We start from the raw sequence: 23585 nt of genomic DNA, 5'->3' as shown, positions 1-23585 counted from the left end.
CCCGGCGCGCCTATGCTCCTCTGCCTACGGAGACCGCGATGGCGCGACGGACGGCGACGAAACGGATCGAGACCCAGCCGACGCCCCCCGTCGAGGCGGCGCAGCAATTCCTGCGCCTGATGAGCCACGAGATGCGCACGCCCCTGAACGGGGTCCTGGGCATGATCAACCTGCTGCAACGCACCCGACTGGACGGCGCCCAGCGCGCCTATGCCGAAAATGCGCGCCAGTCGGCCGAACATCTGCTGGGCCTGGTCAATGATCTGCTGGACTATGCCCGGCTTGAGGCCGGCGCGCTCGAGTTCGATCTGGCCCCGGTCGATGTGGAAGGTCTGGCGCGCGGCGTCGCCGAACTGCTCAGCCCGCGCGCCCACGACAAGGGGCTGGAGATCGTCTGGTCGGTCGCCGCCGACGCGCCCGACATCCTGGCCGACGAGGGCCGGCTGAGGCAGGTGCTGTTCAATCTCGCCGGCAATGCGGTCAAGTTCACCGATACGGGCGGCGTTTGGCTGTCAGTCGAGCGTGCGCCTGAAGTCGGCTCCGCCGCCAAGGACAAACGCGTCCGCCTGGCTTTCATCGTAGATGATACCGGCCCAGGCGTCCCGCCCGAAGCGCGAACCCGCATCTTCGAAGAGTTCGGCCACGCCGATTCGTCCGACGCGGTGCGCCATGACGGCGCCGGCCTCGGCCTGGCGGTCGTGCGCAAACTCGCCACGGCCATGGGCGGAACGGTGGGTGTGGAGGACCGCCCCGGCGGCGGCGGGGCCCGCTTCCGCTTCGAAGCCGACTTCGAGACTGTCGCTGCGCCCCGCAAGAAGCTGCTGCGGGGCCACAAGGTAGGCGTCCGTTCACCCGACCCCATTGTTCACGCCGCCGCCGCCGCCCAGATCGAGGCGTCCGGCGGCAAGGTCGCCGACACCGGCGCCGTCTGGCTGATCGACCACGCGGGCGCGCCTGCCGGCGATCTGGTCGCCGCGCCGGACAAGGCGCGCGGCGTCGTCCTGCTGAAACCATCGGAGCGGGACCTGATCCCCCGCTACCGCGCCGCCGGCTTTCACGGCTATCTGATCAAACCCCTGCGTAGGGCCTCCCTGGCCGAACGGGTGCTGGCGGCCGTCGGCGCCGGCGAACATGCCGCAACGTCGGGCCTACTGCCGCCCGAGGACGACCGGGTCGCGACCGCCCGTTTCGCCGGGGTCCGCGTTCTGCTGGCCGAGGACAATCCGGTCGGGGCGCTTCTGGCCCGCACCCTGTTGCGACGCGAGGGCTGCACGGTCGAGACCGCCGCCACCGGGGCCGAGGCGGTCGCCGCCCTGGCGCGCGCCCGCTACGACCTGGTCTTCATGGACATGCGGATGCCCGGCATGGACGGCCCGGCCGCCGCCCGCGCCATCCGCGCCACGGGCGACGCCACCCCCATACTGGCCCTGACCGCCAACGCCTTCGCCGAGGATCGCCGTCTGTGCCTGGAGGCCGGAATGGACGACCATCTGGTCAAGCCCCTGGACGCCGACGCCCTGCGCGCCGCCCTCACCCGCTGGACGAAACGCGACATCCGCGCCAAGGTCGCCCCCGTTTAGGCGACCGCGTTCCCGGCCGCTGCCGGAGCCGTGCATGACCGATCAATCCTCGCCCATAAAAGCGAAATCCGCCGGCCGTTTCGGCGGCTTCGCCGTCTACGGCGAACGGCGCGTCTTCATCATGCTGCTTCTGGGCTTTTCGGCCGGCCTGCCGAATCTGCTGATTTTCGACACCCTGACCGCATGGTTGCGCGAGAGCGGCCTGACGCTGGAGGTGATCGGCTTCTTCGCACTGGCCACCCTGTCCTATTCGCTGAAGTTCGTCTGGGCGCCCTTGATCGACCGGACCGCCGTCCCCCTGCTGACGCCCCTGCTGGGGCACCGGCGGGCCTGGATGCTGGTGACCCAGGCGGTGATTGTCTTCGGCCTGTGGTCGATCTCGACCCTGAATCCGGCCAACGCCCTGATCGCCGTCGCCGGCTTCGCGGCCCTGGTCGGCTTCTTCGGCGCCACCCAGGATATCGTCATCGACGCCTGGCGTATCGAGGCGGCCGACGACAGCCGGCATGGGGCCATGGCCGCCGCTTATCAGATGGGATACCGCGTCGCCATGATCGTGGCCGGCGCCGTGCCCTTGGTCCTGGCCGACCTCTACAACTGGAACCTCTCCTATGCGGTCATGGCCGCTCTTATGGGCTTCGGCATCATCGGCGTCCTGTTCGCCCCACGCGAGAAGGCGCATTCGATCCGGCCCATCCCGGTCGGCGACGTGCCGTCGAGGCCGAAGCTGGAAGTGGTCGAATGGGTCGTCCGATTGGCGGTCATCGGCGTGGCCGCCATGTTCCTGGGCTCGGGCCTGACGGGCCAGTCAGCGCCGCTGAACGCCCTGTTCGGGCTGTTCGGTCTAGGCGCAGACGGCAAGGCGGCGGTGGCGGCGGCCCTGTCGGCCAAGCCGGAGGGCGTCTATCTGCAGTTCATCTCGGTCTTTTTGGGATTGGCTGTCATGGTTCTGGCCTGCTGGCCCCTGCCAGGGTTGAAAACCCGCCCCGGCGCCTATCTGGCCGGTTCCTTCGGCCAGCCCCTGGCCGACTTCTACAAGCGGTTCTCAGGCGTGGCGACCCTGATCCTCGCCCTGATCTGCGTCTATCGCCTGGCCGACTTCGTGCTGAACATCATGCCGCCCTTCTATATCGACCTGGGCTTCACCAAGACGGAGCTGGCCGAGGTGCGGAAGGTGTTCGGCGTGATCATGACGACGCTCGGCGTCTTCATCGGCGGCTGGTCGGTGGCCAGACTGGGCCTGATCCGCACCATGGTCATCGGCGCCTTCATGAGCCCGGTCTCCAACCTGATCTTCGCCTGGCTGGCGACCCAGGGACACAGCCTGTCGGCCCTGACTGTGGCGATCGGCGTCGACAACATTTCCAGCGGCTACGCCGGCACGGCCCTGATCGCCTATATGTCGAGCCTGACCTCGATCGGCTTCACCGCAACCCAATACGCCCTGTTCACCTCGCTTTACGCCCTGCCTGGCAAGCTGATCGCCTCGCAATCCGGCCGGATCGTCGAGGCCTCGGCCCGCGCGGCCGAGGGGAACGGCCCGTTTGCGGGTCTACGCAGCCTGTTCGCCAACCTGCAGGAGGGGGTTCTGACCACTGGAGCGGCGACCAGCGGCGTCACCCCTGCCGCCTTGGGCGCCGGCTATGTCGCCTTCTTCCTGTATTCGGCGATCATTGGCGTGTTCGGCATCGTCCTGGCCTTCGTCGTCGCCGGCAAACAGACCGCGCTTCAGGCGCGCCAGAAGGCTGAAGTCGAGCAAGACGCCGCCGTCGCAGCCACAGAAGGTCAGCCTTCTTGACGCCGTCCTGAACGAACAGACTGGGCCGGATACGACGAAGGCCCGTCGAACCGACGGGCCTTCAAACTTCGCTCAAGCTGAAACTCAGTTCTTGGCGCTTTCGGCGCCGGAGCTGACGGCCGAGCCGGCGGCCGAGACGTCGCGGCCGACGCCCGAGATGGTGTTGCAGGCCGACACGGCCAGGGCGGCGGCGACGATGGAGAGGACGATGATCTTGCGCATGGTGAAAACCCCAGATGTTATGGTCAAGCTGTCCCCAAAACGCCGCACTTGAACATAGGTTGCATCAAGCGGCGCCATATCCGATTTCGACCGATCCCTGTTGGATTGGGGACACGCCGCTGCGCTGACGCTTGCATAGGCCGGGCGACGCCCCGAAGGTGAAGGCCTGGTCTTCGAGGGGTTGTTCATGCGTCGTTTTCTGATCTCGTCCACGGCTGTCCTGGCGGTGCTGTCCGGCTTTCCAACGATGGCGCAGCAAGCGCCGGCCGCCGCGCCGTCGGCCCAGGCCCAGAGCGAGGATGCGCGGCTGAACGCCTTCTTCGAAGAGGCTTTCCAGGCCCGCATCGCCCTCAGCCCGCAACAGATGACGTCGCTGGGGATCAAGACCGATTACGACAGGCTGGACGATGTGTCGGACGCCGCCGCCGACCGCGCCCTGGCCCTGTCCGAAAGCCAGCTGGCGCGGATGAAGGCCGAGTTCGACCCCGAGAAACTGGGGCCTCAGGCGCGGTTGTCGTGGCGAATGTTCGAATACGGCGTGCAACAGGCGCGGCTGTCGAACCAGTGGCGCGACTGGGGCTTTCAGTTCGCCGCCAACGGCAATCCGACCACCAGCCTGCCGGTCTTCCTGATCAATAACCACCGCGTCACCAGCGTGTCGGACGCCGAGGCCTATGTCGCCCGGCTGCGCGCCGCCCAGGTCCAGATGGGCCAGGTCGCCGACGAACTTCGCCAGCGTGCGGCGGCCGGCGTGGTCTCGCCCCGCTTCGTCTTCGAACCCTCGATCGCCAATACCCGCAACGTCATCTCCGGCGCCCCGTTCGACGATGGGCCGGACAATCCGGTCTGGGCCGACTTCAACAAGAAGGTTGCGGCGCTGGACACCGATCAGGCGACCAAGGACCGGTTGCTGGGCGAGGGACGCGCCGCCCTGACCGGTCCTTACAAGACCGGGTTCGACACGGTGCTGGCGGCCCTGGCCGAGGTTCAGCCACTGGCCGACAGCGACGCCGGCGTGTGGCGCCTGCCGCAGGGCGAGGCCTATTACAACGCCCGGCTCCAGCTCTCGACCACCACCGACCTGACCGCCGATCAGATCCACCAGATCGGCCTGGACGAGGTCGCCCGCATCCAGGCCGAGATGGAGGTCATCAAGGCCCAGGTCGGCTTCACCGGCACGCTGCAGGAGTTCTTCGTCTTCTTGAAGACCGATCCGCGCTTCCAGTATCCGAACACGCCCGAGGGCAAGGAGCAGTATCTGACCGACGCGCGCGGCTTCATCGCCCAGGTGATGGCGGCGGCGCCCCAATGGTTCTCGACCCTGCCCAAGGCGGCGCTGGAGGTGCGGGCGGTGGAGCCGTTCCGCGAAGCCACGGCCTCGATCGCCTTCTATAATTCGCCGGCGCCGGACGGGTCGCGGCCGGGCATCTATTACGTCAACCTGTCGGACATGACCCAGGTGCTGAAGCCCCAGATCGAAGGCATCAGCTATCACGAAGGCGCGCCCGGCCACCATTTCCAGATCGCCTATGCGCAGGAGATCGAGGGCCTGCCGCGCTTCCGCCGCTTCGGCGGCTACGGCGCCTACGCCGAGGGTTGGGGACTCTATGCGGAGCAGCTGGGCAAGGAGATGGGCTTCTATCAGGATCCCTATTCCGACTTCGGCCGGCTCTCGACCGAGCTGTGGCGCGCCGTGCGTCTGGTGACCGACACCGGCCTGCACGCCAAGCGCTGGAGCCGCGAACAGGCGATGGACTATTTCCGTCAGAACTCCCTGCTGTCCGAGCGGGACATCGAAAAGGAAGTCGAGCGCTACATCACCAATCCCGGCCAGGCGACCAGCTACAAGATCGGCGAGCTGAAGATCGAGGAACTGCGCGACCGGGCCAAGGCGGCGCTGGGCGACCGGTTCGACATCAAGGACTTCCACGCCGTGGTCCTGGGCTCCGGCTCGGTGCCGTTGGACGTGCTGGAAGACCAGGTCGACGGCTGGATCGCGGCGGGCGGCGGGGCGCCGACGACCTGACCCGGCTCGCCTTTCCGGTCACGGGGCTGTAAAGGGCGCGCGCCATGCCTTTCACCGCAACCGTCCTGACCATGTTTCCCGAGGCCTTTCCCGGCCCGCTCGGCGTGTCGCTGATCGGCACGGCCTGGCGCGAGAAGGGCTTGTGGAGCCTGGATACGGTTGACATTCGCGGCTTTTCCACAGATACGCGCGGCTTCCTGGACGACACCCCTGCGGGTGGCGGCCCGGGAGCTGTGCTCAAGGCGGATGTGGTGGCTCGGGCGGTGGATAGCCTGCCGGGGCCGAAACGGCCGCTTTTGTACATGAGCGCCCGGGGTCGACCCCTGACCCAGGCGCGCGTCAAGGAATGGGCAAAAGCCGACGGAATCGTCGTGCTGTGCGGCCGTTTCGAGGGGGTGGATCAGCGGGTGCTGGACGCCCGCGGGTTCGAGGAGGTCTCGGTCGGAGACGCGGTGCTCGCCGGCGGCGAGGCGGCGGCCATGGTCGTGATCGAGGCGTGCGTAAGACTGATCCCCGGAGTGCTCGGCGCGGCAGACAGCCTGTCGTCCGAGAGTTTCGAGGACGGGCTTCTGGAACATCCGCAGTACACGCGACCGCGGACGTTCGAGGGGCTTGAGATACCCGAGGTGCTGCTGTCGGGCGACCACAAGAAGGTCGCACAATGGCGCGAAGCGCAGCGGGAGAAGACCACGCGGGAGCGGCGACCAGACCTCTGGGAAGCGCATCTCGCCAACTCACAGGCAAAGAGCGCAAAGCTCGAGGAGAAATGACATGAACATCGTTCAACAGCTGGACGCCGAAGAAAAAGCCCGCGTTCTGGGCGAGCGCACGATCCCGGTCTTCCAGCCCGGCGACACCCTGCGCGTCAATGTGAAGATCAAGGAAGGCGAGCGCGAGCGCGTCCAGGCCTTCGAAGGCGTCTGCATCGCCCGTGACGGCGGCGGCATCAGCGAAACCTTCACGGTCCGCAAGATCTCGTTCGGCGAAGGCGTCGAACGCAAATTCCCCATTCTGTCGCCGAACATCGAGTCGATCGAAGTGAAGCGCCGCGGCGTCGTGCGTCGCGCCAAGCTCTATTATCTGCGTGACCGTCGCGGCAAGTCGGCCCGGATCGCCGAACGCCAGACCGTCCGCCCCGTCAAGGGCGCCGTGGTTCCCGAGACGGGCGCCGCCGACAAGGGCGACGAAGCCTGAGTTCAGGCTTGAAGACAGACCAAGGAAAAGGCCCCGGCGTCAGCGCCGGGGCCTTTTTCTTGAGCCGGATCGATCCGTCTATTCCCTGACTGCGGCGCCGATGATCCGGCGGTCAGTCTTGCCCTGGACCATCACCACCACCGCCTCGTCGCTGCGCGTCTGGGGCAGGTCGAACAGGATGGGGCGGCCCCGCCATTCGCCCAGCCGGACGATGTCGCGCACCACATTGACGTGGCGCACCGTCTGGCCGCGGTTCTCGCCGCGGCTGACCTCGACCACCTGAGGGCCGGGGGTATAGGTCACCGCCACCACTTCGGCGCCCCCGGCGGGGGCGCGGCCCGAACCGATGCCGACCCGGTCGCCGGTCTCGCGGAACTCGATCTCGGGCGGCCAGACCTGACGTCCGGCCTCTTCGACAATGGCGGTCTGCAGCTCCTGGCCCCGCGCACCCGACAGTTGGCGGCGACCGTCGATCACCACCTGGGGGGTGGAGACCCCGCGCTGGCGCAGGGCGACGCGATAGTCGCGCTGGCGTTGGACGAACTCGGGCCGAGCGAAGGTGTCGGTCCAGCCCAGATAGTCCCAATAGTCGACGCCATAGGTCAGGGCGATCACGCCGGGCTCCGCCGCCGCCCGTTCAACCACCGCATTGGCCTCGACACAGCCGCCACAGCCCTGGGCGGTGAACAGTTCGACCACGACCGGCGGGCCGGCGTTCACGGCATGGCGGACGGGCTTGATGCGCGGCCCCGCCGGCTGGGCGACCGAACCCACGGACAGGACGGCGCCCGCCATGACCGTCGCTGCGATAACCCAGATCCTGTTTCTCATGGGCACTTTCTTACCCGCCGTGGCTGCGGCCGGGAGTCATAAGTGCGTGACCCACGCCGCTCCCGCCCTCAATCCATCAGCTGTTGCGACAGATAGACATAGTGACGGGCCCAGCGACGGGCGTTGGCGACCGGATCGGCGTCGTTGGAGTGACCGCCGGCCGTGTCTTCGTAATAGAGATGATCGTGGCCCTGATCGCCCAGGCGGGCGGCGAACTTGCGCGCATGGCCCGGATGAACCCGGTCGTCGCGGGTGTTGGTGGTCAGATAGACGCGCGGATAGGCCACGTCGGGCCGCAGCTGCTGATAGGCGGAATATCGGGCGATCCATTCCGCCTCTTCCGGGATGCGCGGGTCGCCGTATTCGCCGATCCACGAGGCGCCGGCCGGCAGCTCGTGATAGCGCAGCATATCCACAAGTGGGCTCTCGATCACCGCCGCATTGAACAGTTCCGGGTGCTGGGTGATCGACACCGAGGTCAGGACCCCCCCGTTCGACCGACCATAGATGCCCAGACGGCGCGGACTGGTCACGCCCCGCTGTTCCAGATCGCGCGCCACGGCGGCGAAGTCGTCGAAGGCCTTCTGGCGATTGCCGTCCAGGGCCGCCTGGTGCCAGTCAGGACCGAACTCGCCGCCGCCGCGGATATTGGCCTGGACGAAGACCCCGCCCCGCTCCAGCCACAGCTTGCCCATCTCGGGCTTGTAGGCCGGGTTCAGACTGACCTGGAAACCGCCGTAGCCCAGCATGATGGTCGGGTTCGACCCGTCCAGCTTCATGTCGCGCGGCCGGGTGATGAAATAGGGGATCTTGGTCCCGTCGGTCGAGGTGGCCTCATACTGCTCCACCACATGGGTCGAGGCGTCGAACTTGGCCGGCGCGGATTTCAGTTCGGTCAGGGCGCCGGTGTCCACGCTGGCCAGGCTGAGGGTCGGAGGCGTCAGGAACCCCTGGAAGGAGACAAAGGCCTCGCCGCGCGATTTGGAGGAGTCGCCCAGATTGACGGCCACATTGTCAGGCACGGCGATGGATGCGCCGCTCCAGACTGGGCGATTGTCCCGCCCGAAACTGAACTGGGTCAGGCGACCGGCCACATTGTCCGACAGGGTGGCCAGGACGGAATCGCTCATCACTGCGGCCGACTGCAGGGATTGGCGCGGCCCCGGCGTGAAGATGGTCTCGGGATCGGTGTCGGGATAGAGGCCGCCGCTTCCGCGTTTCAGCTCGTCCAGCGACACGGCCAGCAGCGAGCCCGCCGTCACCTCACGCCCACCCCAGCGCCACGCCTCGTCGTTCGATATGACCAGCCGGTCGCCGATGACGCCATAAATCGACACCCGCGACGGCAGGGCCAGTTTCACCGTCGAACCGTCGTGGGCCATGGCCCAGGTCTCCGACCGGAAGGTGTCCAGCGGGCGGGTTATGATCACCGCCGTGACCTTGCCGTCCTTGTCGCGATAGACGGCGGGGCTGACCCCATAGCCGCCGTCGCCCTGTTCGCCGCGATAGACCTCGACCGCCTGGGCCAAGGTCTGGCCGCGCTTCAAGGTCTTGACGATGAAGGGATAGCCGGACTCCGTCAGACTGCCCGGCCCGAAGTCGGTGGCGACCAGAAGCGTGTCGCGGTCCAGCCATTCGCTCCGGTGTTTGCCCTCGGGCAGGTTGAAGCCGCCGTCCACGAAACGTTTGGCGGTCAGGTCGAACTCACGCACCACCACCGCGTCCTTGCCGCCATCCGACAGGTTGATCAGGCAGCGGGCCTCGTCTGGCGCCAGGCAGTCGGCGCCCTTGAACACCCAGTCCTTGCCCTCGGCCTTCGACAGGGCGTCGATGTCCAGCAGGGTCTCCCACTGCGGAGTCGCGGTGCGGTAGCTGTCCAGCGTCGTGCGCCGCCAGACCCCCTTGGGATTGGTCGCGTCCTGCCAGAAATTGCCGATCCCGTCGCCGAGGAAGGACGGGCTGGGGATCCGGTCGGTGGCGGTCAGGATCGCCTGGGCCTCGGCGCGGAAGGTCTCATAGCGCGGGTCGCCGGTCAGGGCGGCCAGCGACTTGCGGTTCTCCTCGGCGACGAAGGCGATGGCCTCGGCCCCGTCCACCTGCTCCAGCGCCAGATGGTCGTCGGCCGCCGCCACACCGGCGGGCGTCAGGTCGCGGGGGAAGTGGGGCGCAGGCGCTCGCTCGGCCTGCTGCGTCGGCGCGGCGGCTTGAGCCAGAACGGGCGTAGCGCCCATCAAGAGAGCCGGAATGGCGGCGGACAGGATCAGGTGACGCATCTAAGAACTCCGCTCATCCCGGCGAAAGCCGGGACCCAGACCTTTGGGCGTTCGGCGCCGCCCATGTGTACTGAACTCGATCCCAGCCGCCGAACCTCGCGAAAGCACTGGGTCCCGGCTTTCGCCGGGATGAGCGGAAAGATAGGGCCTTACTGCTGCGCCGGCGTGTCCATCAGGCGCCGCGACAGATAGGTGTATTCCAGCGCCAGCCGACGCGCCGTCTCCTGCAGATTCGCCCCCGCCGCATGGCCGCCGTCGGTGTTCTCGTAGAACAGGACCGGATAGCCCAGCTCTTCCAGACGCGCCGCCGCCTTGCGGGCATGGCCCGGATGGACCCGGTCGTCCTTGGTCGAGGTGTGGATGAAGACCTCCGGATAGGGCTGGCCCGCCCGCAGGTTCTGATAGGGCGAATAGGCCTGGATCCAGGCGCGTTCTTCGGGAACGTCCGGGTTGCCGTATTCCCCGATCCACGAGGCGCCGGCCAGCAGCTTGTGGAAGCGCAGCATGTCGAACAGGGGCACTTGGATGACGGCGGCGTTGATCAGATCCGGCCGCTGGGTCAGCATCGCCCCCATGAACAGGCCGCCCTGCGACCCGCCCATGACGCCCAGCTTGGGCTGGCTGGTGATGTCGCGGGCGATCAGGTCTAGCGCCACGGCCTGGAAGTCCTCATGCGCGCGCTGGCGGTTCTGCTGCAGGGCCGCCTCGTGCCAGCGCGGGCCGAACTCGCCGCCGCCGCGCGTATTGGCGATGACATAGACCCCGCCCCGCTCCAGCCACAGCTTGCCGACCGTGGCCGAATAGCCGGGCAGCAGCGAGCTCTCGAACCCGCCGTAGCCGTACAGCAGGGTCGGGTTGGACCCATCCAGCGGCATGTCCGCCTTATGGACCACGAAATAGGGGATCATCGTGCCGTCGGCCGAGCGGGCCTCGTGCTGGTCCACCGTCATGCCGGCGGCGTCGAACTTGGCCGGCATCGACTTGACCTGCTCGACCACGCCGGTCGCCGCATCGGCCAGCCACAGGCTGGACGGGTTCAGATAGCCTGTGACGCTGACGAAGACCTTGTCGTCGGTCTCGGAGGCCGAGCCGACGCCGACCGAGACGTTCTGCGGCAGGTCCAAAGTCGTATGGGTCCATTCCGTCTTGCCGGGACGATAGATCCGCACCGAACCGCGCACATTGTCGTACAGGGCGACGACCAGGGTGTTGCGCGTGGCGTTGACCCCCTCGACCGCCTGACGCTCGGTCGGGCGCAGCACTAGGACGGCGGGCGTGGCCTGGTCTTCCAGCCAGGCGTCCAGCGGCCAGGCGATCAGGTCGCCGCTCTTGAACTCCTGGCCCGACGGCGCGGTCCAGTCCTGTTTCAGCGACACTACCAGCTGGCCGGCCACCAGTCCGGTGATGTCCGACTTGGCCGGCAGGGCCAGTTTCACCACCGCCCCGTCGTCGCTGACGCGATAGGTCTCGGACGAATAGAAGTCGATCGACCGGTTGATCAGGGTCGCCTTCAGCACGCCGTCGGCGTCGCGCAGCGTATAGCCAGACACCGAGACGTCGGTCGGTTCGCCCATGAACAGGACATCGGCCTGATCCAGCGACTGGCCGCGCGTCATCCGCTTGACCACCATCGGATAGCCCGAGTTGGTCAGGGTGCCGACGCCGAAATCGCGCGCGATCAGCAGGGTGTCCTTGTTCACCCAAGTCGCCCCGCCCTTGGATTCCGGCAGGACGAAGCCGCCCTCGACGAAGCTGCGAGTCACGGTGTCGAACTCGCGCAGGGTGACGGCGTCCTTGCCGCCGTTCGACAGGCTGATCAGGCAGTAGCGTTCTTCGGGGGCCAGGCAGGTCGAGCCCTTATAGACCCAGTTGGCGCTCTCGGCCTCGGCCAGGGCGTCGATGTCGAGCACCGCCTCCCACTGGGGCTCCGCGGTCTTGTAGGAGTCCAGCGTGGTGCGCCGCCAGAAGCCGCGCACATGCTGGGCGTCCTGCCAGAAGTTATCGATATGGCCGTCGTGGGTGAAGCCGGGCGACGGGATCCGGTCGCGCGCCTGAACGATGGCGAGCGCCTGCTGGTGCAGGGGCTCATAGCGGGGGTCGCCCTGCAGCACGCCCAGGGAACGGGTGTTGTGGTCCTTGACCCAGGCCATGGCCCGCTCGCCCTCGACGTCTTCGAGCCAGACATAGGGGTCGGTCGCCTCGCTGGTCGCGAAGGCGGGGGCGGAGGAGGCGGTCTGGGCCATGGATACCGACGTCAGGCTGGTGGAGGCGAGAAGGGCCGCGAGCACGGCGGCGGATGAGCGGATCATGGACAGTCCCCGGAATTGAAGACAGGCACCTTAACGGCGAGCCGCCCCGCGGCAAGGCAAGGACGGCGACCCTTACGGTTTTGTCATGTCCGATCAGTCCTCATCCGGAATGCACAGCGTCTGGCCGCAGGCCTTGCAGTGCACCGCGTCCGGGTCGTGCGTCTGAAGGCCGCAGCGGTCGCAGGGGTAGCGCACCTTGTGCGGCTTGATCAGGGCCTGGGCCAGACGCAGGAACAGAGTGATCCCGACCAGCATGATGGCGATGGACAACAGTTTGCCCAGCGGCCCCGGCAGGGTGACGTCGCCGAACCCGGTGGTCGTCAGGGTCGCCACGGTGAAATAGAGGGCGTCGATATAGCCGCTGATCCCGTCATGCCCCCGGAAGGTCGCATAGACGAAGCCGGTCACGACAAAGACGAAGGTCACCAGGCCGGACAGGGCTCGCACGATCCCCTCGACCCGCGTGTCGTCGAACCGGGCGCCGACCGTCCGCCAGAAGAAGTCCGAGTTCAGCAGGGTCCACAGCCGCAGCATCCGGAGGAAGCCGAGGTTGAACAGCCAGGCTGGAAACAGCAGGGTGGCCAGAATGAACAGGTCCAGCCAGACGATCGGCCGCTTCAGCCAGTCCTTGATATCGGAATAGGCGTAGGCCCGCGCCGCCAGATCGACCGCCAGCAGGGCGGCGATCAGATAGTCGACCACATAGAAGGCCCAGCCCATGTTCTTCAGGATCGGGGCCGCCAGGAAGAAGGCGATGATGGCGAAGTCGATGACGATGACCGTCAGCCGGAACTTCACCGCCGCCGGCTGACCGCCGTGATACAGATAGCGCAGCCGCGCGCGTAGCCTCAGGCCGTCCTTGGGGTCGGTTTCGCTCTGGGACACGGTGGTTTCCGGACGACGGGGATAGGCCTATATGGCCTGCATGACCCGTCCTTTCATCAAGATGAACGGTGCCGGCAATGACTTCATCGTCATCGACGCGCTGGAAACGCCGTTTCGTCCGACCGAGGACCAGATTCGCGCCCTGGCCGACCGCGCCACGGGCGAGGGGTTCGATCAACTGATCGCCATCGAACCGTCCGAGACCGCCGACGCCTTCATGCGGGTGTGGAACGCCGACGGCTCCATGGTCGAGACCTGCGGCAACGCCCTGCGCTGCGTCGGCTGGCTGTTGATGGAGGCCAAGGGCTCGAACCGCGTCGTCATCGACACCGCCGCCGGCCCCACCACCGCCGCCCGCGCCGGCGACCACCAAGTGACGGTCGATATGGGCAAGCCCCGGCTGGACTGGACCCAGGTGCCCCTGTCCGAGGCGATGGACACCCGCGGCATAGAGCTTCAGGTCGGCCCCATCGACGCCCCTCTGCTGCACACGCCCGGCGCCGTCTCGATGGGCAACCCCCACGTCGTCTTCTTCACCGACCGCCAGGACGACGGCTTCGTCACCGGCTCCGGCTCCCTGGTCGAACATCATCCCCTGTTTCCCGAGGGCGTGAACGTCGGCTTCGCCCATGTGCTGGACCGCGACCATATCCGCTTGCGGGTCTGGGAACGGGGCGCGGGCCTGACCAAGGCCTGCGGCACAGGCGCCTGCGCGGCCCAGGTCGCGGCGGCCCGGCGCGGCCTGACCGATCGCAAAGCCACCGTCGTCGTCGATGGCGGCGAACTGGTCATCGACTGGGACCCGGCGACCGACCATGTCCTGATGACCGGCCCGGTCGAGATCGAACGCACGGGCGCACTGTCCTTCTAGGCGGCGCGGACGGTTGACGCTGACGCGAACGGAAGCTTCGGAACAGGTCTGTACGCCTTACGGGGGGTCAAGGCTTGGCGCGGCCCTTCCCACACTCTAGGACACGAACGGTTACAGCCCCGCCGACGCCCTGGACGCCCCGATGCCCGATCAAACCGAAAAACAGACCTTCTCCGACCAGGAGGCGCTGGACTTCCACCTCTTCCCGACCCCGGGCAAGATCTCCATGGCCCCGACCAAGCCGATGGCGACCCAGCGCGACCTGTCGCTGGCCTATTCGCCGGGCGTGGCCGTGCCGGTCCTGGCCATCGCCGCAGACGCGGACAAGGCCTACGAATACACGTCCAAGGGCAATCTGGTCGCCGTCATCTCGAACGGCACCGCCATCCTGGGCCTGGGCAATCTGGGCCACATGGCCTCCAAGCCGGTGATGGAGGGCAAGTCGGTCCTGTTCAAACGGTTCGCCGACGTCGACAGCTTTGACGTCGAGGTGAAGACCACAGATCCGGACGAGTTCATCACCGTCGTCAAGAATATCGGCGACACCTGGGGCGGCATCAATCTGGAGGACATCAAGTCCCCCGAATGTTTCGTCATCGAGAGCGAGCTTCAGGACCTGTTGGACATCCCCGTTTTCCATGACGACCAGCACGGCACGGCCATCATCTCGACCGCCGGCCTGATCAACGCCTGTCATGTCGCCGGCAAGCGGCTGGACGAGGTCAAGGTGGTGCTGGCCGGAGCCGGGGCGGCGGGCCTGTCCTCCATCGCCCTGATGAAGGCCGCCGGCGTCAAGGCCGAGAACACCGTCATCTGCGACAAGGACGGGGTCGTCTATCAGGGCCGTGAGCATGGCATGGACCAGTGGAAGGCCGCCCATGCGACCAACACCCCGCTGCGCACCCTGGCCGAGGCCATGGTCGGAGCCGACGTGGTGCTGGGCCTGTCCGCCAAGGGCGCGATCACCAAGGAGATGGTGGCCTCCATGGCCCCCAATCCGATCATCTTCGCCATGGCCAACCCCGATCCCGAGATCACGCCGGAAGACGTCAAATCGGTGCGGTCCGACGCCATCATCGCCACTGGCCGCTCGGACTATGTGAACCAGGTCAACAACGTCCTGGCCTTCCCCTATCTGTTCCGGGGCGCCCTGGATGTGCGCGCACGGCGCGTGAACCACGAGATGAAGGTCGCCTGCGCCCAGGCCCTGGCCGCCCTGGCCCGCGAGGACGTGCCGGACGAGGTCGCCGCCGCCTATCGCGGCCGCAAGCTGAAATTCGGCCCCGACTACATCATTCCGACCCCGTTCGACCCGCGCCTGATCTGGTACATCCCGCCCTTCGTCGCCCAGGCGGCGATGGATACCGGCGTGGCCCGGGTCCAGATCGAGGACATGGATGTCTATCGCAACGCCCTGCGCTCGCGCGTCGATCCGTCCGCCGCCCTGATGCAGAAGATCAGCTCGGCTGTGCGCGGCGGACCCAACAAGCGCGTCGTCTTCGCCGAGGGCGAGGAACTGGCCGTGATCCGCGCCGCCTGGGGCTTCAAACAGGCCGATCTGGGCACGCCGATCCTGGTCGGTCGCGAGGATCTGATCCGTCAGAACGCCGCCGAGGCCGGTCTGAACTTCGACGACCTGGGCATAGAGATCACCAACGCCCGCGTCTCAGAGCACAATGTCGAGGACACCGACTGGCTATACGAGAAGCTGCAGCGCCGGGGCTATCTGCGCCGCGACGTCGCCCGGATGATCAACCAGGACCGCAATTATTTCGCCGCCACCCTGGTCGCCAAGGGCCGGGCCGACGCCATGGTCGCGGGCGTGACCCGCAACTTCAACATGGCCCTGAAAGAGGTCCAGCGCGTGCTGGATGTCGAGGATACCCTGATCGGCCTGTCGATCCTGCTGGCCAAGGGTCGGACCCTGTTCGTCGCCGACACCTCCATCCACGAACTGCCGGACGCGGCGGAACTGGCCGACATCGCCATCAAGGCGGCCGAGACCGTGCGCAAACTGGGCCGCAATCCCCGCGTGGCCTTCCTCAGCTATTCGACCTTCGGCAATCCGCCGGGTGACCGCGCCGAAAAGGTGCGCGAGGCCATCCGTATCCTGGACAAGAAGGGCGTCGATTTCGAATACGAGGGCGAGATGCCGCCCGAAGTCGCCCTGGATCCCAAGGGGCACTCGGCCTACGCCTTCAACCGCCTGACCAAGCCGGCCAACATCCTGGTCATGCCCGCCATTCATTCAGCCGCCATTTCGACCAAGCTGGTCCAGGCCCTGGGCGGCGCTACGGTGATCGGCCCCCTGCTGGTCGGGCTGGAGAAGCCGGTCCAGATCGTGTCCCTGGGCGCCTCGGTCAGCGAGATCATCACCGCGGCCACCTTCGCCGCCTATGACGCCGGTCCCGCCTTCCAGGGGTCTGGCCTGACCTCGGCGCCGCGTCCGCCCGCAGCCGTGGTCGAAAAGCCGAGCACTGCGGTGCCCCCCACCGTCTGATCATGAGCGAGCCCGGCCCCTTTCCGCCCACCGCCCCCCCGCCCCGGCGGGTGGAGCCGGGTCTCTATCTGGTGGCGACGCCGATCGGGAACCTGCGCGACATGACGCTCAGGGCCCTGGATGTCCTGGCCGCCGCCGACCTGGTCCTGGCCGAGGACACCCGCGTCACCGCCAAGCTCCTGTCCGCCTATGGGCTGAAGGCCAAGCTGGAACGCTGCGACGACCACGCCTCCGGCCGCGCCGCCGAACAGGCCATCGAGCGCCTTCGGGCCGGCGAGGTCGTGGCCCTGGTCTCGGACGCCGGCACGCCGCTGGTTTCCGACCCCGGCTTCGTCGTCGCCCGCGCGGTGATCGCCGAGGGCCTGCCGGTCCACCCGATCCCCGGCCCATCCAGCCTGCTGGCGGCGCTGTGCATCGCCGGCCTGCCCGCCGACCGCGTTCTGTTCGCCGGCTTCCTGCCGCCCAAGACCGCCGGCCGGACCGCCGCCCTGGAGGGGCTGAAAGGCCAGCGCCAGACCTTGGTCTTCTTCGAGAGCGGCCCGCGCCTGCGCGACAGCCTGACCGACATGGCGGCTGTCCTGGGTCCTCGTCCGGCCGCCGTGGCCCGCGAACTGACCAAACTGTACGAGGAATGCGTGCGAGGATCGCTGGACGAACTGGCGGTCGATCCGCGCCTTGACGGGCCCAAGGGCGAGATCGTCGTGGTCATCGGCCCCGGCGAGGCCGAAGAAGCGACCCAGGCCGACGCCGACGCCGCCCTGGCCGACGCCCTAACGCGGCTTTCGACCGGCGAGGCCGCCTCGGAAGTGGCCCGGGCCCTGGGACTGAACCGCAAGACCCTCTACCGCCGCGCCCTGGAGCTTCAGGGCAAGTGAGCCCCCGCCTGCCCCGCCCGGCGCCGAACCGACGCCCCAAGGCGGCGTGGCGTCAGGCCAAGGGCGGCGCCGCCTTCAAGGCCGGCCATGCGGCCGAATGGATCGCCGCCCTGTGGCTGATGCTGAAAGGCTATCAGGTGCTCGGATTTCGGCTGAAGACTCGCTCCGGCGAGATCGATCTCCTGGTCCGGCGCGGCCCCGTCCTGGCTGTGGTCGAGGTCAAGCGCCGCACCAGGCTCGACCTCGCCGTCCTGGCGCTGAGGCCCGCCCAGCATGATCGGCTGGTCGCGGCGGGCGAGGCCGTCCGACGTAATCGCCCGGCCCTGCAACCGCTTGAATTGAGAATTGATATGGTGGCGCTGGCTCCCGGTCGGTTTCCGCGTCATCTTCGCGGCGTTCAGAGACAGGGCGCTGAAGGGATCGCATGACGCGGGAAGAGGCCGAGGCCATCCTGACGTCGGCCGGAGAGGGCGGCGACGACAGCTTCCCCTTGCTGGAGGCGGCGATCGCCTGCGCCATCCACGACTATCCGTTCCGCGACCCCGAGCCCGTCCGCACCCTGGCCCGTAGCGCCTGTGAACGGCTGAAGGAGCGGATCGGCGGCGAGGGCCCCGACGAGGCCCTGTCCGAGACCCTGTCCGCCGATCTGCAACTGAACGGCGACCTGCTGCACGCGGACCATCCCGCCAATACAGACATCATCGACGTGGCCGAGCGTCGGCGCGGCCTGTCGGCGGCCCTGGCGGTCTTCTACCTCCATGCGGCCCGAGCGGCCGGGCTCAAGGCCGCAGGCGTCGATTTTCCGGGCCATTTCCTGGTTCGGGTCGAGACGGCCGAAGGCCCTGTCGCCCTTGACCCCTTCAGCCAGGGTCGGCTGGTCCTGCCCAGCGAACTGACCCGACGTGCGCTGCGGGCCGGCCTGACGCCCCACGTCGCGGATCGGCTGGATCTGCTGATGGCCCCGGTGACGGACCGCCAGTCGCTGATCCGGCTGCAAAATCTGCTGTTCAGCCGCGCCATTCGCAGCCGCGACTATGACGCCGCCGAACGCTCGGCCCTGCGTCGCGCCCTGCTGGACCCGGACGACCACCGCCCCTGGCTGGACGTCGCCGCCGCGCGCGAGAAGCAAGGGGCTTTAGCCGGCTCACTGGAAGCCCTGGCCCGCGCCCACGGTCTGGACGGCGTGGAGGAAGCGCGGCGATCGACGACCTTCGACCGCGTTCGGTTGCAGCTGAACTAGACCGCTTCGCCGCGCAGCAGCCGCGGCAGATCCCCGGTCGCCCCGCCGGCCTCCTGCATGAAGGCCCGGCGCAAGGGCCCGATCCGGTTCACCGCCGCCATGCCCAGGTCTCGCGCGATCCGCACAGGGGCGATGTCGTTGGAAAACAGCCGCACGAAGGCGTCGAAGCCGGCCGCCAGGGCTGCGGTGTCGAACCGGCGCCAGCGGGCGTAGCGCTCCAGCACCGTCTCGGCCCCCAGATCCTCGCCCAGCCGCGCCGCCTCGGCCAGCACCTCGGCCAGGGCGGCGGCGTCCTTCAGACCCATGTTAAGCCCCTGACCGGCGACCGGGTGCACCCCGTGGGCTGCGTCGCCGATCAGGGCGATGCGCGGGGCGATCAGTTTTTCGGCCAGGCTAAGCGACAACGGATAGACGAAGCGCGGCCCCTCGACCGAAACCCCCTCCAGAAACTCCCCGAAGCGCCGCATCAGATGGGATTGGAAGGCCGCGTCCGAAGCGTCACGCAGCGCCTCGGCCCGTCGCGTCGTCTCGGTCCAGACCAGGCTGGCGCGCTGATCCGTCAGGGGTAGGATGGCGAAGGGCCCGCTGGGCAGGAAATATTCATGGGCGACATTGCCGTGGTTGCGACCCAGCCGAACCGTGGCCACCACCCCGCTCTGGCCATAGCCCCAGCCGACGGTCTCGATCCCGGCGGCGCGGCGCACTGTCGAGCCGCGCCCTTCCGCCCCCACCACCAGGGCGGCGGTCAGGACCGACCCGTCGGCCAGGGTCACGGTCGCCTTGCCCGTGTCGGTCTCGACCGAAGCGACCGAGGCCGGGGCCCGCACCTCGATTCCCGCCGCAGTCACCGCCTCGGCCAGGGCCGCGCGAATCCGCCGGTTCTCGACCATATAGCCCAGCGGCTCGCCGCCGGTGCGCCCGCCGATCTCCTCGGCGTCAAACCGCAGGAAGGCCGGCGACGCCGCACGGCTGGCTGCCCCCGGTCGGCGGCCGTCCGTCACCAGGATGTGATCCATCCGGCAGGCGTGCGGCCGCAGCGTCTCGCCCAGTCCCAGGGCGTCCAGCATGCGGAAGGTCGAAAAGGCGACGGCCGTCGAACGGCCGTCGAAGGTCGGCGCCAGCTGGGCGCTGAACGGCTGCGGATCGACCAGCACCACCTTCAGCCCGCCCTGCGTCGCCGCCAGGGCGAAGGCCGCCCCGGCCAAACCGGCGCCGGCGATGATGATGTCGTAGCGGTCAGTGTCTGCCATGACAGGCTTGTCGCGCTCGATGACGTAAAGGTCCAGACTGGAAATCGTCACAGCCCCGCGGGCCCTTGACTGAGGTCAAGGCTTTCACCGGACGACGGCCGCAAGACTGTCGGGAGCAGGAGACTGACGGTGAACAGGCGACGGATTCTGATCGGCGCGGGCGCTACGCTCGCCTTGGGCGCGGTCGGCGGCGTCGGTTGGCGAGCCTCGACCGGATCACGCGGCGACTATGACCGTCTGACGGCCGGGTTCCGCGCCCCCCTGACAGACGCGCCGCCGCTGACCGAACTGATCCGCTATGCGGCCCTGGCGGCCAGCGGTCACAACACCCAGCCCTGGCGGTTTCGCCTCTCCGACGGCGCCATCGACATCCTGCCTGACCTGTCGCGCAGGACGCCGGCGGTCGATCCGGATGACCACCATCTCTTCGTCAGCCTGGGCTGCGCAGCCGAAAACCTGCGGATCGCCGCCGCCGCGACAGGCCGCCCCGGCGAACTGACCGTGGGCGCCGACGGACCCAGCCTGCGCTACAGCTTCACCTCCGGCGCCGCACAGCCTGATCCCCTGTTTGCCGCCATACCGGCCCGACGCTCCAGCCGCACCCTCTATGACGGCCGCCCCATACCCGCGAACGCGCTGGCGAGACTGCGCCAGGCGGCTTCAGCGCCGGGGGTCGCCGTCCATCTTCTGATCGACCGGCCCAGCCTGGACCGCGTCCGCGACCTGGTCGTCGCCGGCAACAGCGCCCAGATGGCCGATCCGGCCTTCATGGCCGAGCTGAAACAGTGGCTGCGGTTCAATCCGCGCGCGGCGCTTCGCCACGGCGACGGCCTGTTTTCGGCGGCCAGCGGCAGCCCCGTCCTGCCCGACGCCCTAGGCGGGCTCGCCTTCGATCAATTCTTTACCGCCGCAAGCGAGAACGCCCGCTATCAGGCCCAGATCGCCTCATCCGCCGCCGTGGCCGTCTTCGTGGCGGAACGGTCCGACCCGGCCCACTGGATCGCCGTCGGCCGGGCCTGCCAACGGTTGATGCTGGCCGCGACGGGCCTGGGCCTGCGCCACGCCTTCGTCAATCAACCGGTCGAAGTCGCGGTGCTGCGCCCCGAGTTGGCCGCCCTGGTCGGAGAAGGCGGCAAGCGCCCGAATCTGGTGCTCCGACTCGGCTATGGCCCGACCCTGCCTCTGTCCCCGCGTCGGTCTGTCGATTCGGTGATCATCTGAGGATCCGGACAGGGCTGGTAAACAACCTCTTAACCCTGAAGGTGCGACAAGGACGGTCGAACGTCACCCGCCCGGAAGGTCACGCCTTTCATGTCCACCGCCCTCGCCGTCGGCCGTCAGGCCTGGATCAGCGCCCGCATCCTGTGGGAGGCGCCCTTCGTCGTGCGATTCCGCGGGGTGCTTCAGGCCCTGCTGGCGACCCTGCTGCTGGTCGCCCTGGTCTCTTGGAACCCGGCGGACGCCAGTCTGAACGCCGCCTCCAGCCTGCCGACCACCAACTGGCTGGGCGCGAACGGCGCCCTGTTCGCGGACTTGTTCATGCAGTCGCTGGGTCTCGCCGCCTGGCCCGCCGCCCTTTTGCTGGTCGCCTTCGGCCTGGCCCGTGCGGTCGGCGACGCCATCCAGCAGAGATTGAAGCCCAGCCCGATCAAGGCCCTGGCCGCCACGGCTGGAACCCTGTTGTTGTCCGCAGCCCTCGCCGCCTTGGCCGCGCCGGCCGCCTGGCCCCTGGCCGCCGGTCTGGGCGGCCTGTGGGGCGACGCCTTCACCGGCCTGACCGCCCAAGGGCTGGGCGCCTTGCGCATTCCCGGCGGACGGATCATCGCGGGCCTGGTCTTTCTGGGCGGCGGCCTGTGGCTGACCGGTTTCGCTATCGGCCTTCGCGCGAAGGACTTCGTCGATACGCTCCACTGGAGCAGGTCCTTGCGCGCGCCCGCCGCGCCGCCCCCGCCGGCTGCTCGCAAACCGCGCGCCAAGGCGGCGCCGAAGCCTAAGCCCGAGGTTCGCACGCCCGCGCCCGTTATGGACGCCGCCTTCGCGCCGGATCAGGACCCCGATGGTCCCCAGACGGCCTATGACGACCTGCCGCCGTGGGAGGAGGAGCCCGTCCCCGCCGCCCGCGCCGCGCCTCGTTCGGTCGAACCGCGCGTCGCTGCGGTCAAGGCGCCCAAGCCCCGCAAGGAAGACGCCGACCAACAGGCCTTCGTCTTTGATCGTCCGGAAGGCGCCTTCGACCTGCCGCCGCTCGGCATATTGACCAAGCCGGCCCAGCGCGTCGGTTCGGTGGACGAGGACTCCCTGAAGCAGAACGCCAAGATGCTGGAGGGCGTGCTTCAGGAGTTCGGCGTGCGCGGCGTGATCGACCAAATCCGTCCCGGCCCCGTCGTCACCCTGTACGAACTGGTGCCCGCCCCCGGGGTGAAACACGGCCGCGTCGTCGCCTTGGCCGACGACATCGCCCGGTCCATGTCCGCCCGCGCCTGCCGCATCTCGGTGGTCCAGGGCCGTAACGCCATCGGTATCGAACTGCCCAACGCCAAGCGCGAGACCGTCTATCTACGCGACCTGCTGTCCAGCGCCGAATACGACAAGAAGGGCCACCTGCTGCCCCTGGCCCTGGGCGAGACCATCGGCGGCGAGCCTTATGTCGCCGACCTGGCCCGCATGCCCCACCTGCTGATCGCGGGCACCACAGGCTCGGGCAAGTCTGTGGGGGTCAACGCCATGATCCTGTCGATCCTGTATCGCCACAGCCCGGCCGAATGCCGCTTCATCATGATCGACCCCAAGATGCTGGAGCTGTCGGTCTATGACGGCATCCCGCACCTGCTGGCGCCGGTCGTGACCGATCCGAAGAAGGCCGTCGTCGCCCTGAAATGGACGGTGCGCGAGATGGAGGACCGCTACCGCCGCATGTCCAAGCTGGGCGTGCGCAACATCGCCTCCTACAACGAGCGCGCCCGCGAGGCCCAAGCGAAAGGCGAGCATTTCGAACGCACGGTCCAGACCGGTTTCGACGACCAGGGCCGCCCGGTCTATGAGTCCGAGAAGATCCGGCCCGAGCCCCTGCCCTTCCTGGTCGTGGTCATGGACGAAATGGCCGACCTGATGCTGGTCGCCGGCAAGGACGTCGAGGGCGCCGTCCAGCGCCTGGCCCAGATGGCGCGCGCCGCCGGCATCCACCTTATCATGGCGACGCAACGCCCGTCGGTCGATGTCATCACCGGCACCATCAAGGCGAACTTCCCGACCCGGATCAGCTTCCAGGTCACCTCCAAGATCGATAGCCGCACCATCCTGGGCGAACAGGGCGGCGAGCAACTGCTGGGTCAGGGCGACATGCTCTATATGGCCGGCGGCGGGCGGATCACGCGCCTGCACGGCCCATTCGTGGACGACAAGGAAGTCGAGGACGTCTGCAAACACCTGAAGGCCCAGGCCGAGCCCGACTATCTGGACCTGATCACCGACGAGCCGGACGGCGATGCGGACAACGGCTTCGACGAGGGCGGCGGCGGTTCCGGCGATGATCTGTACGACCGCGCCGTGGCCGTGGTCACCCGCGACCGCAAGGCCTCGACCAGTTACGTCCAGCGCCGGCTACAGATCGGCTACAACCGCGCCGCCTCGTTGATCGAGCGGATGGAGCAGGAAGGCGTGGTCAGCCCTGCCAACCACGCCGGCAAACGCGACGTCCTGGCCGGTCCGCCGCCGATGGTCTGACGGACGGG

General features: G+C 68.1%; 18 protein-coding genes. 12 read left to right on the top strand and 6 right to left on the bottom strand.

The genetic code is table 11. The features are described from left to right. The first annotated feature begins 38 nt into the window (after positions 1-38). Both PKE72_RS08515 and PKE72_RS08510 read left to right on the top strand, forming a co-directional pair. Positions 39-1580 (top strand): response regulator, encoded by a 1542-nt coding sequence (locus PKE72_RS08515; RefSeq protein WP_271164952.1) that lies wholly within the window; start codon positions 39-41, stop codon positions 1578-1580. A 34-nt stretch (positions 1581-1614) separates the two neighbouring features. Continuing rightward, on the top strand, positions 1615-3378 hold the full coding sequence (locus PKE72_RS08510; protein ID WP_271164951.1) for an AmpG family muropeptide MFS transporter: 1764 nt from the start codon (positions 1615-1617) through the stop codon (positions 3376-3378). A gap of 84 nt (positions 3379-3462) precedes the next feature. Here PKE72_RS08510 and PKE72_RS08505 read toward each other — a convergent pair whose 3' ends face one another. Next, the gene (locus tag PKE72_RS08505) at positions 3463-3600 is read right to left on the bottom strand and encodes an entericidin A/B family lipoprotein (protein WP_271164950.1); all 138 of its coding nucleotides are present in this window, start codon (positions 3598-3600) and stop codon (positions 3463-3465) included. A 187-nt stretch (positions 3601-3787) separates the two neighbouring features. Between PKE72_RS08505 and PKE72_RS08500 the strand changes: the two genes are divergently transcribed. From PKE72_RS08500 to rplS, 3 genes are read left to right on the top strand one after another with little or no spacing between them, the layout of a single operon-like run. Next, the gene (locus PKE72_RS08500; RefSeq protein ID WP_271164949.1) at positions 3788-5626 is read left to right on the top strand and encodes a DUF885 domain-containing protein; all 1839 of its coding nucleotides are present in this window, start codon (positions 3788-3790) and stop codon (positions 5624-5626) included. Positions 5627-5670: 44 nt separating this feature from the next. Next, positions 5671-6396, top strand: coding sequence for a tRNA (guanosine(37)-N1)-methyltransferase TrmD (gene trmD / locus PKE72_RS08495; RefSeq protein WP_271164948.1), 726 nt, complete (start codon positions 5671-5673; stop codon positions 6394-6396). A gap of 1 nt (position 6397) precedes the next feature. Continuing rightward, on the top strand, positions 6398-6820 hold the full coding sequence (rplS, locus tag PKE72_RS08490; RefSeq protein WP_271164947.1) for a 50S ribosomal protein L19: 423 nt from the start codon (positions 6398-6400) through the stop codon (positions 6818-6820). A 78-nt stretch (positions 6821-6898) separates the two neighbouring features. Here the strand turns inward: rplS and PKE72_RS08485 are convergent, their stop codons facing one another. From PKE72_RS08485 to PKE72_RS08470, 4 genes are all read right to left on the bottom strand, one after another. Beyond that, on the bottom strand, positions 6899-7651 hold the full coding sequence (locus PKE72_RS08485) for a DUF1223 domain-containing protein (protein WP_271164946.1): 753 nt from the start codon (positions 7649-7651) through the stop codon (positions 6899-6901). 68 nt (positions 7652-7719) lie between these two features. Further along, positions 7720-9924, bottom strand: coding sequence for a prolyl oligopeptidase family serine peptidase (locus PKE72_RS08480; RefSeq protein WP_271164945.1), 2205 nt, complete (start codon positions 9922-9924; stop codon positions 7720-7722). 149 nt (positions 9925-10073) lie between these two features. Next, positions 10074-12233, bottom strand: coding sequence for a prolyl oligopeptidase family serine peptidase (locus PKE72_RS08475; protein ID WP_271164944.1), 2160 nt, complete (start codon positions 12231-12233; stop codon positions 10074-10076). A gap of 93 nt (positions 12234-12326) precedes the next feature. Continuing rightward, entirely contained in the window at positions 12327-13118 is a 792-nt protein-coding gene (locus PKE72_RS08470; protein WP_271164943.1) for a potassium channel family protein, read from the bottom strand. Between the two features lie 40 nt (positions 13119-13158). On the opposite strand from PKE72_RS08470, the gene dapF reads away from it, so the two are divergent. From dapF to PKE72_RS08445, 5 genes are all read left to right on the top strand, one after another. Next, the gene (dapF, locus tag PKE72_RS08465; protein ID WP_271164942.1) at positions 13159-13989 is read left to right on the top strand and encodes a diaminopimelate epimerase; all 831 of its coding nucleotides are present in this window, start codon (positions 13159-13161) and stop codon (positions 13987-13989) included. Between the two features lie 142 nt (positions 13990-14131). After that, the gene (locus PKE72_RS08460) at positions 14132-16489 is read left to right on the top strand and encodes an NADP-dependent malic enzyme (protein ID WP_271164941.1); all 2358 of its coding nucleotides are present in this window, start codon (positions 14132-14134) and stop codon (positions 16487-16489) included. Between the two features lie 2 nt (positions 16490-16491). Beyond that, positions 16492-17364, top strand: a complete 873-nt coding sequence (gene rsmI, locus PKE72_RS08455; RefSeq protein WP_271164940.1) for a 16S rRNA (cytidine(1402)-2'-O)-methyltransferase — start codon at positions 16492-16494, stop codon at positions 17362-17364. Further along, entirely contained in the window at positions 17361-17792 is a 432-nt protein-coding gene (locus PKE72_RS08450; RefSeq protein ID WP_271164939.1) for a YraN family protein, read from the top strand. Before rsmI ends, PKE72_RS08450 begins: the two co-directional genes overlap by 4 nt. Further along, positions 17789-18604 (top strand): transglutaminase family protein, encoded by an 816-nt coding sequence (locus tag PKE72_RS08445; protein WP_271164938.1) that lies wholly within the window; start codon positions 17789-17791, stop codon positions 18602-18604. Before PKE72_RS08450 ends, PKE72_RS08445 begins: the two co-directional genes overlap by 4 nt. On the opposite strand, the gene PKE72_RS08440 is transcribed toward PKE72_RS08445, so the two are convergent. Beyond that, positions 18601-19854, bottom strand: a complete 1254-nt coding sequence (locus PKE72_RS08440; RefSeq protein ID WP_271165088.1) for a UbiH/UbiF/VisC/COQ6 family ubiquinone biosynthesis hydroxylase — start codon at positions 19852-19854, stop codon at positions 18601-18603. The genes PKE72_RS08445 and PKE72_RS08440 overlap by 4 nt on opposite strands. A gap of 129 nt (positions 19855-19983) precedes the next feature. Here PKE72_RS08440 and PKE72_RS08435 point away from each other — a divergent pair, with 129 nt between their 5' ends. Together PKE72_RS08435 and PKE72_RS08430 are read left to right on the top strand one after the other, a co-directional pair. Next, complete coding sequence (locus PKE72_RS08435; protein WP_271164937.1) at positions 19984-21075, top strand: Acg family FMN-binding oxidoreductase; 1092 nt, start codon at positions 19984-19986, stop codon at positions 21073-21075. A 90-nt stretch (positions 21076-21165) separates the two neighbouring features. Beyond that, entirely contained in the window at positions 21166-23577 is a 2412-nt protein-coding gene (locus tag PKE72_RS08430; RefSeq protein WP_271164936.1) for a DNA translocase FtsK, read from the top strand. Positions 23578-23585 lie beyond the last annotated feature (8 nt).

The sequence above is a fragment of the Brevundimonas intermedia genome, from assembly GCF_027922165.1.
Lineage (GTDB): Bacteria > Pseudomonadota > Alphaproteobacteria > Caulobacterales > Caulobacteraceae > Brevundimonas > Brevundimonas intermedia.
This window is presented reverse-complemented; position numbering and strand designations above follow the sequence as displayed.

Coding starts and splice junctions, on each gene's coding strand:
- dapF (WP_271164942.1), top strand. CDS start 13,159: ATGACCCGTCCTTTCATCAAGATGAACGGTGCCGGCAATGACTTCATC.
- PKE72_RS08460 (WP_271164941.1), top strand. CDS start 14,132: ATGCCCGATCAAACCGAAAAACAGACCTTCTCCGACCAGGAGGCGCTG.
- PKE72_RS08515 (WP_271164952.1), top strand. CDS start 39: ATGGCGCGACGGACGGCGACGAAACGGATCGAGACCCAGCCGACGCCC.
- trmD (WP_271164948.1), top strand. CDS start 5,671: ATGCCTTTCACCGCAACCGTCCTGACCATGTTTCCCGAGGCCTTTCCC.
- PKE72_RS08500 (WP_271164949.1), top strand. CDS start 3,788: ATGCGTCGTTTTCTGATCTCGTCCACGGCTGTCCTGGCGGTGCTGTCC.
- PKE72_RS08445 (WP_271164938.1), top strand. CDS start 17,789: ATGACGCGGGAAGAGGCCGAGGCCATCCTGACGTCGGCCGGAGAGGGC.
- PKE72_RS08485 (WP_271164946.1), bottom strand. CDS start 7,651: ATGAGAAACAGGATCTGGGTTATCGCAGCGACGGTCATGGCGGGCGCC.
- rplS (WP_271164947.1), top strand. CDS start 6,398: ATGAACATCGTTCAACAGCTGGACGCCGAAGAAAAAGCCCGCGTTCTG.
- PKE72_RS08505 (WP_271164950.1), bottom strand. CDS start 3,600: ATGCGCAAGATCATCGTCCTCTCCATCGTCGCCGCCGCCCTGGCCGTG.
- PKE72_RS08430 (WP_271164936.1), top strand. CDS start 21,166: ATGTCCACCGCCCTCGCCGTCGGCCGTCAGGCCTGGATCAGCGCCCGC.
- PKE72_RS08475 (WP_271164944.1), bottom strand. CDS start 12,233: ATGATCCGCTCATCCGCCGCCGTGCTCGCGGCCCTTCTCGCCTCCACC.
- PKE72_RS08440 (WP_271165088.1), bottom strand. CDS start 19,854: ATGGCAGACACTGACCGCTACGACATCATCATCGCCGGCGCCGGTTTG.
- PKE72_RS08510 (WP_271164951.1), top strand. CDS start 1,615: ATGACCGATCAATCCTCGCCCATAAAAGCGAAATCCGCCGGCCGTTTC.
- rsmI (WP_271164940.1), top strand. CDS start 16,492: ATGAGCGAGCCCGGCCCCTTTCCGCCCACCGCCCCCCCGCCCCGGCGG.
- PKE72_RS08480 (WP_271164945.1), bottom strand. CDS start 9,924: ATGCGTCACCTGATCCTGTCCGCCGCCATTCCGGCTCTCTTGATGGGC.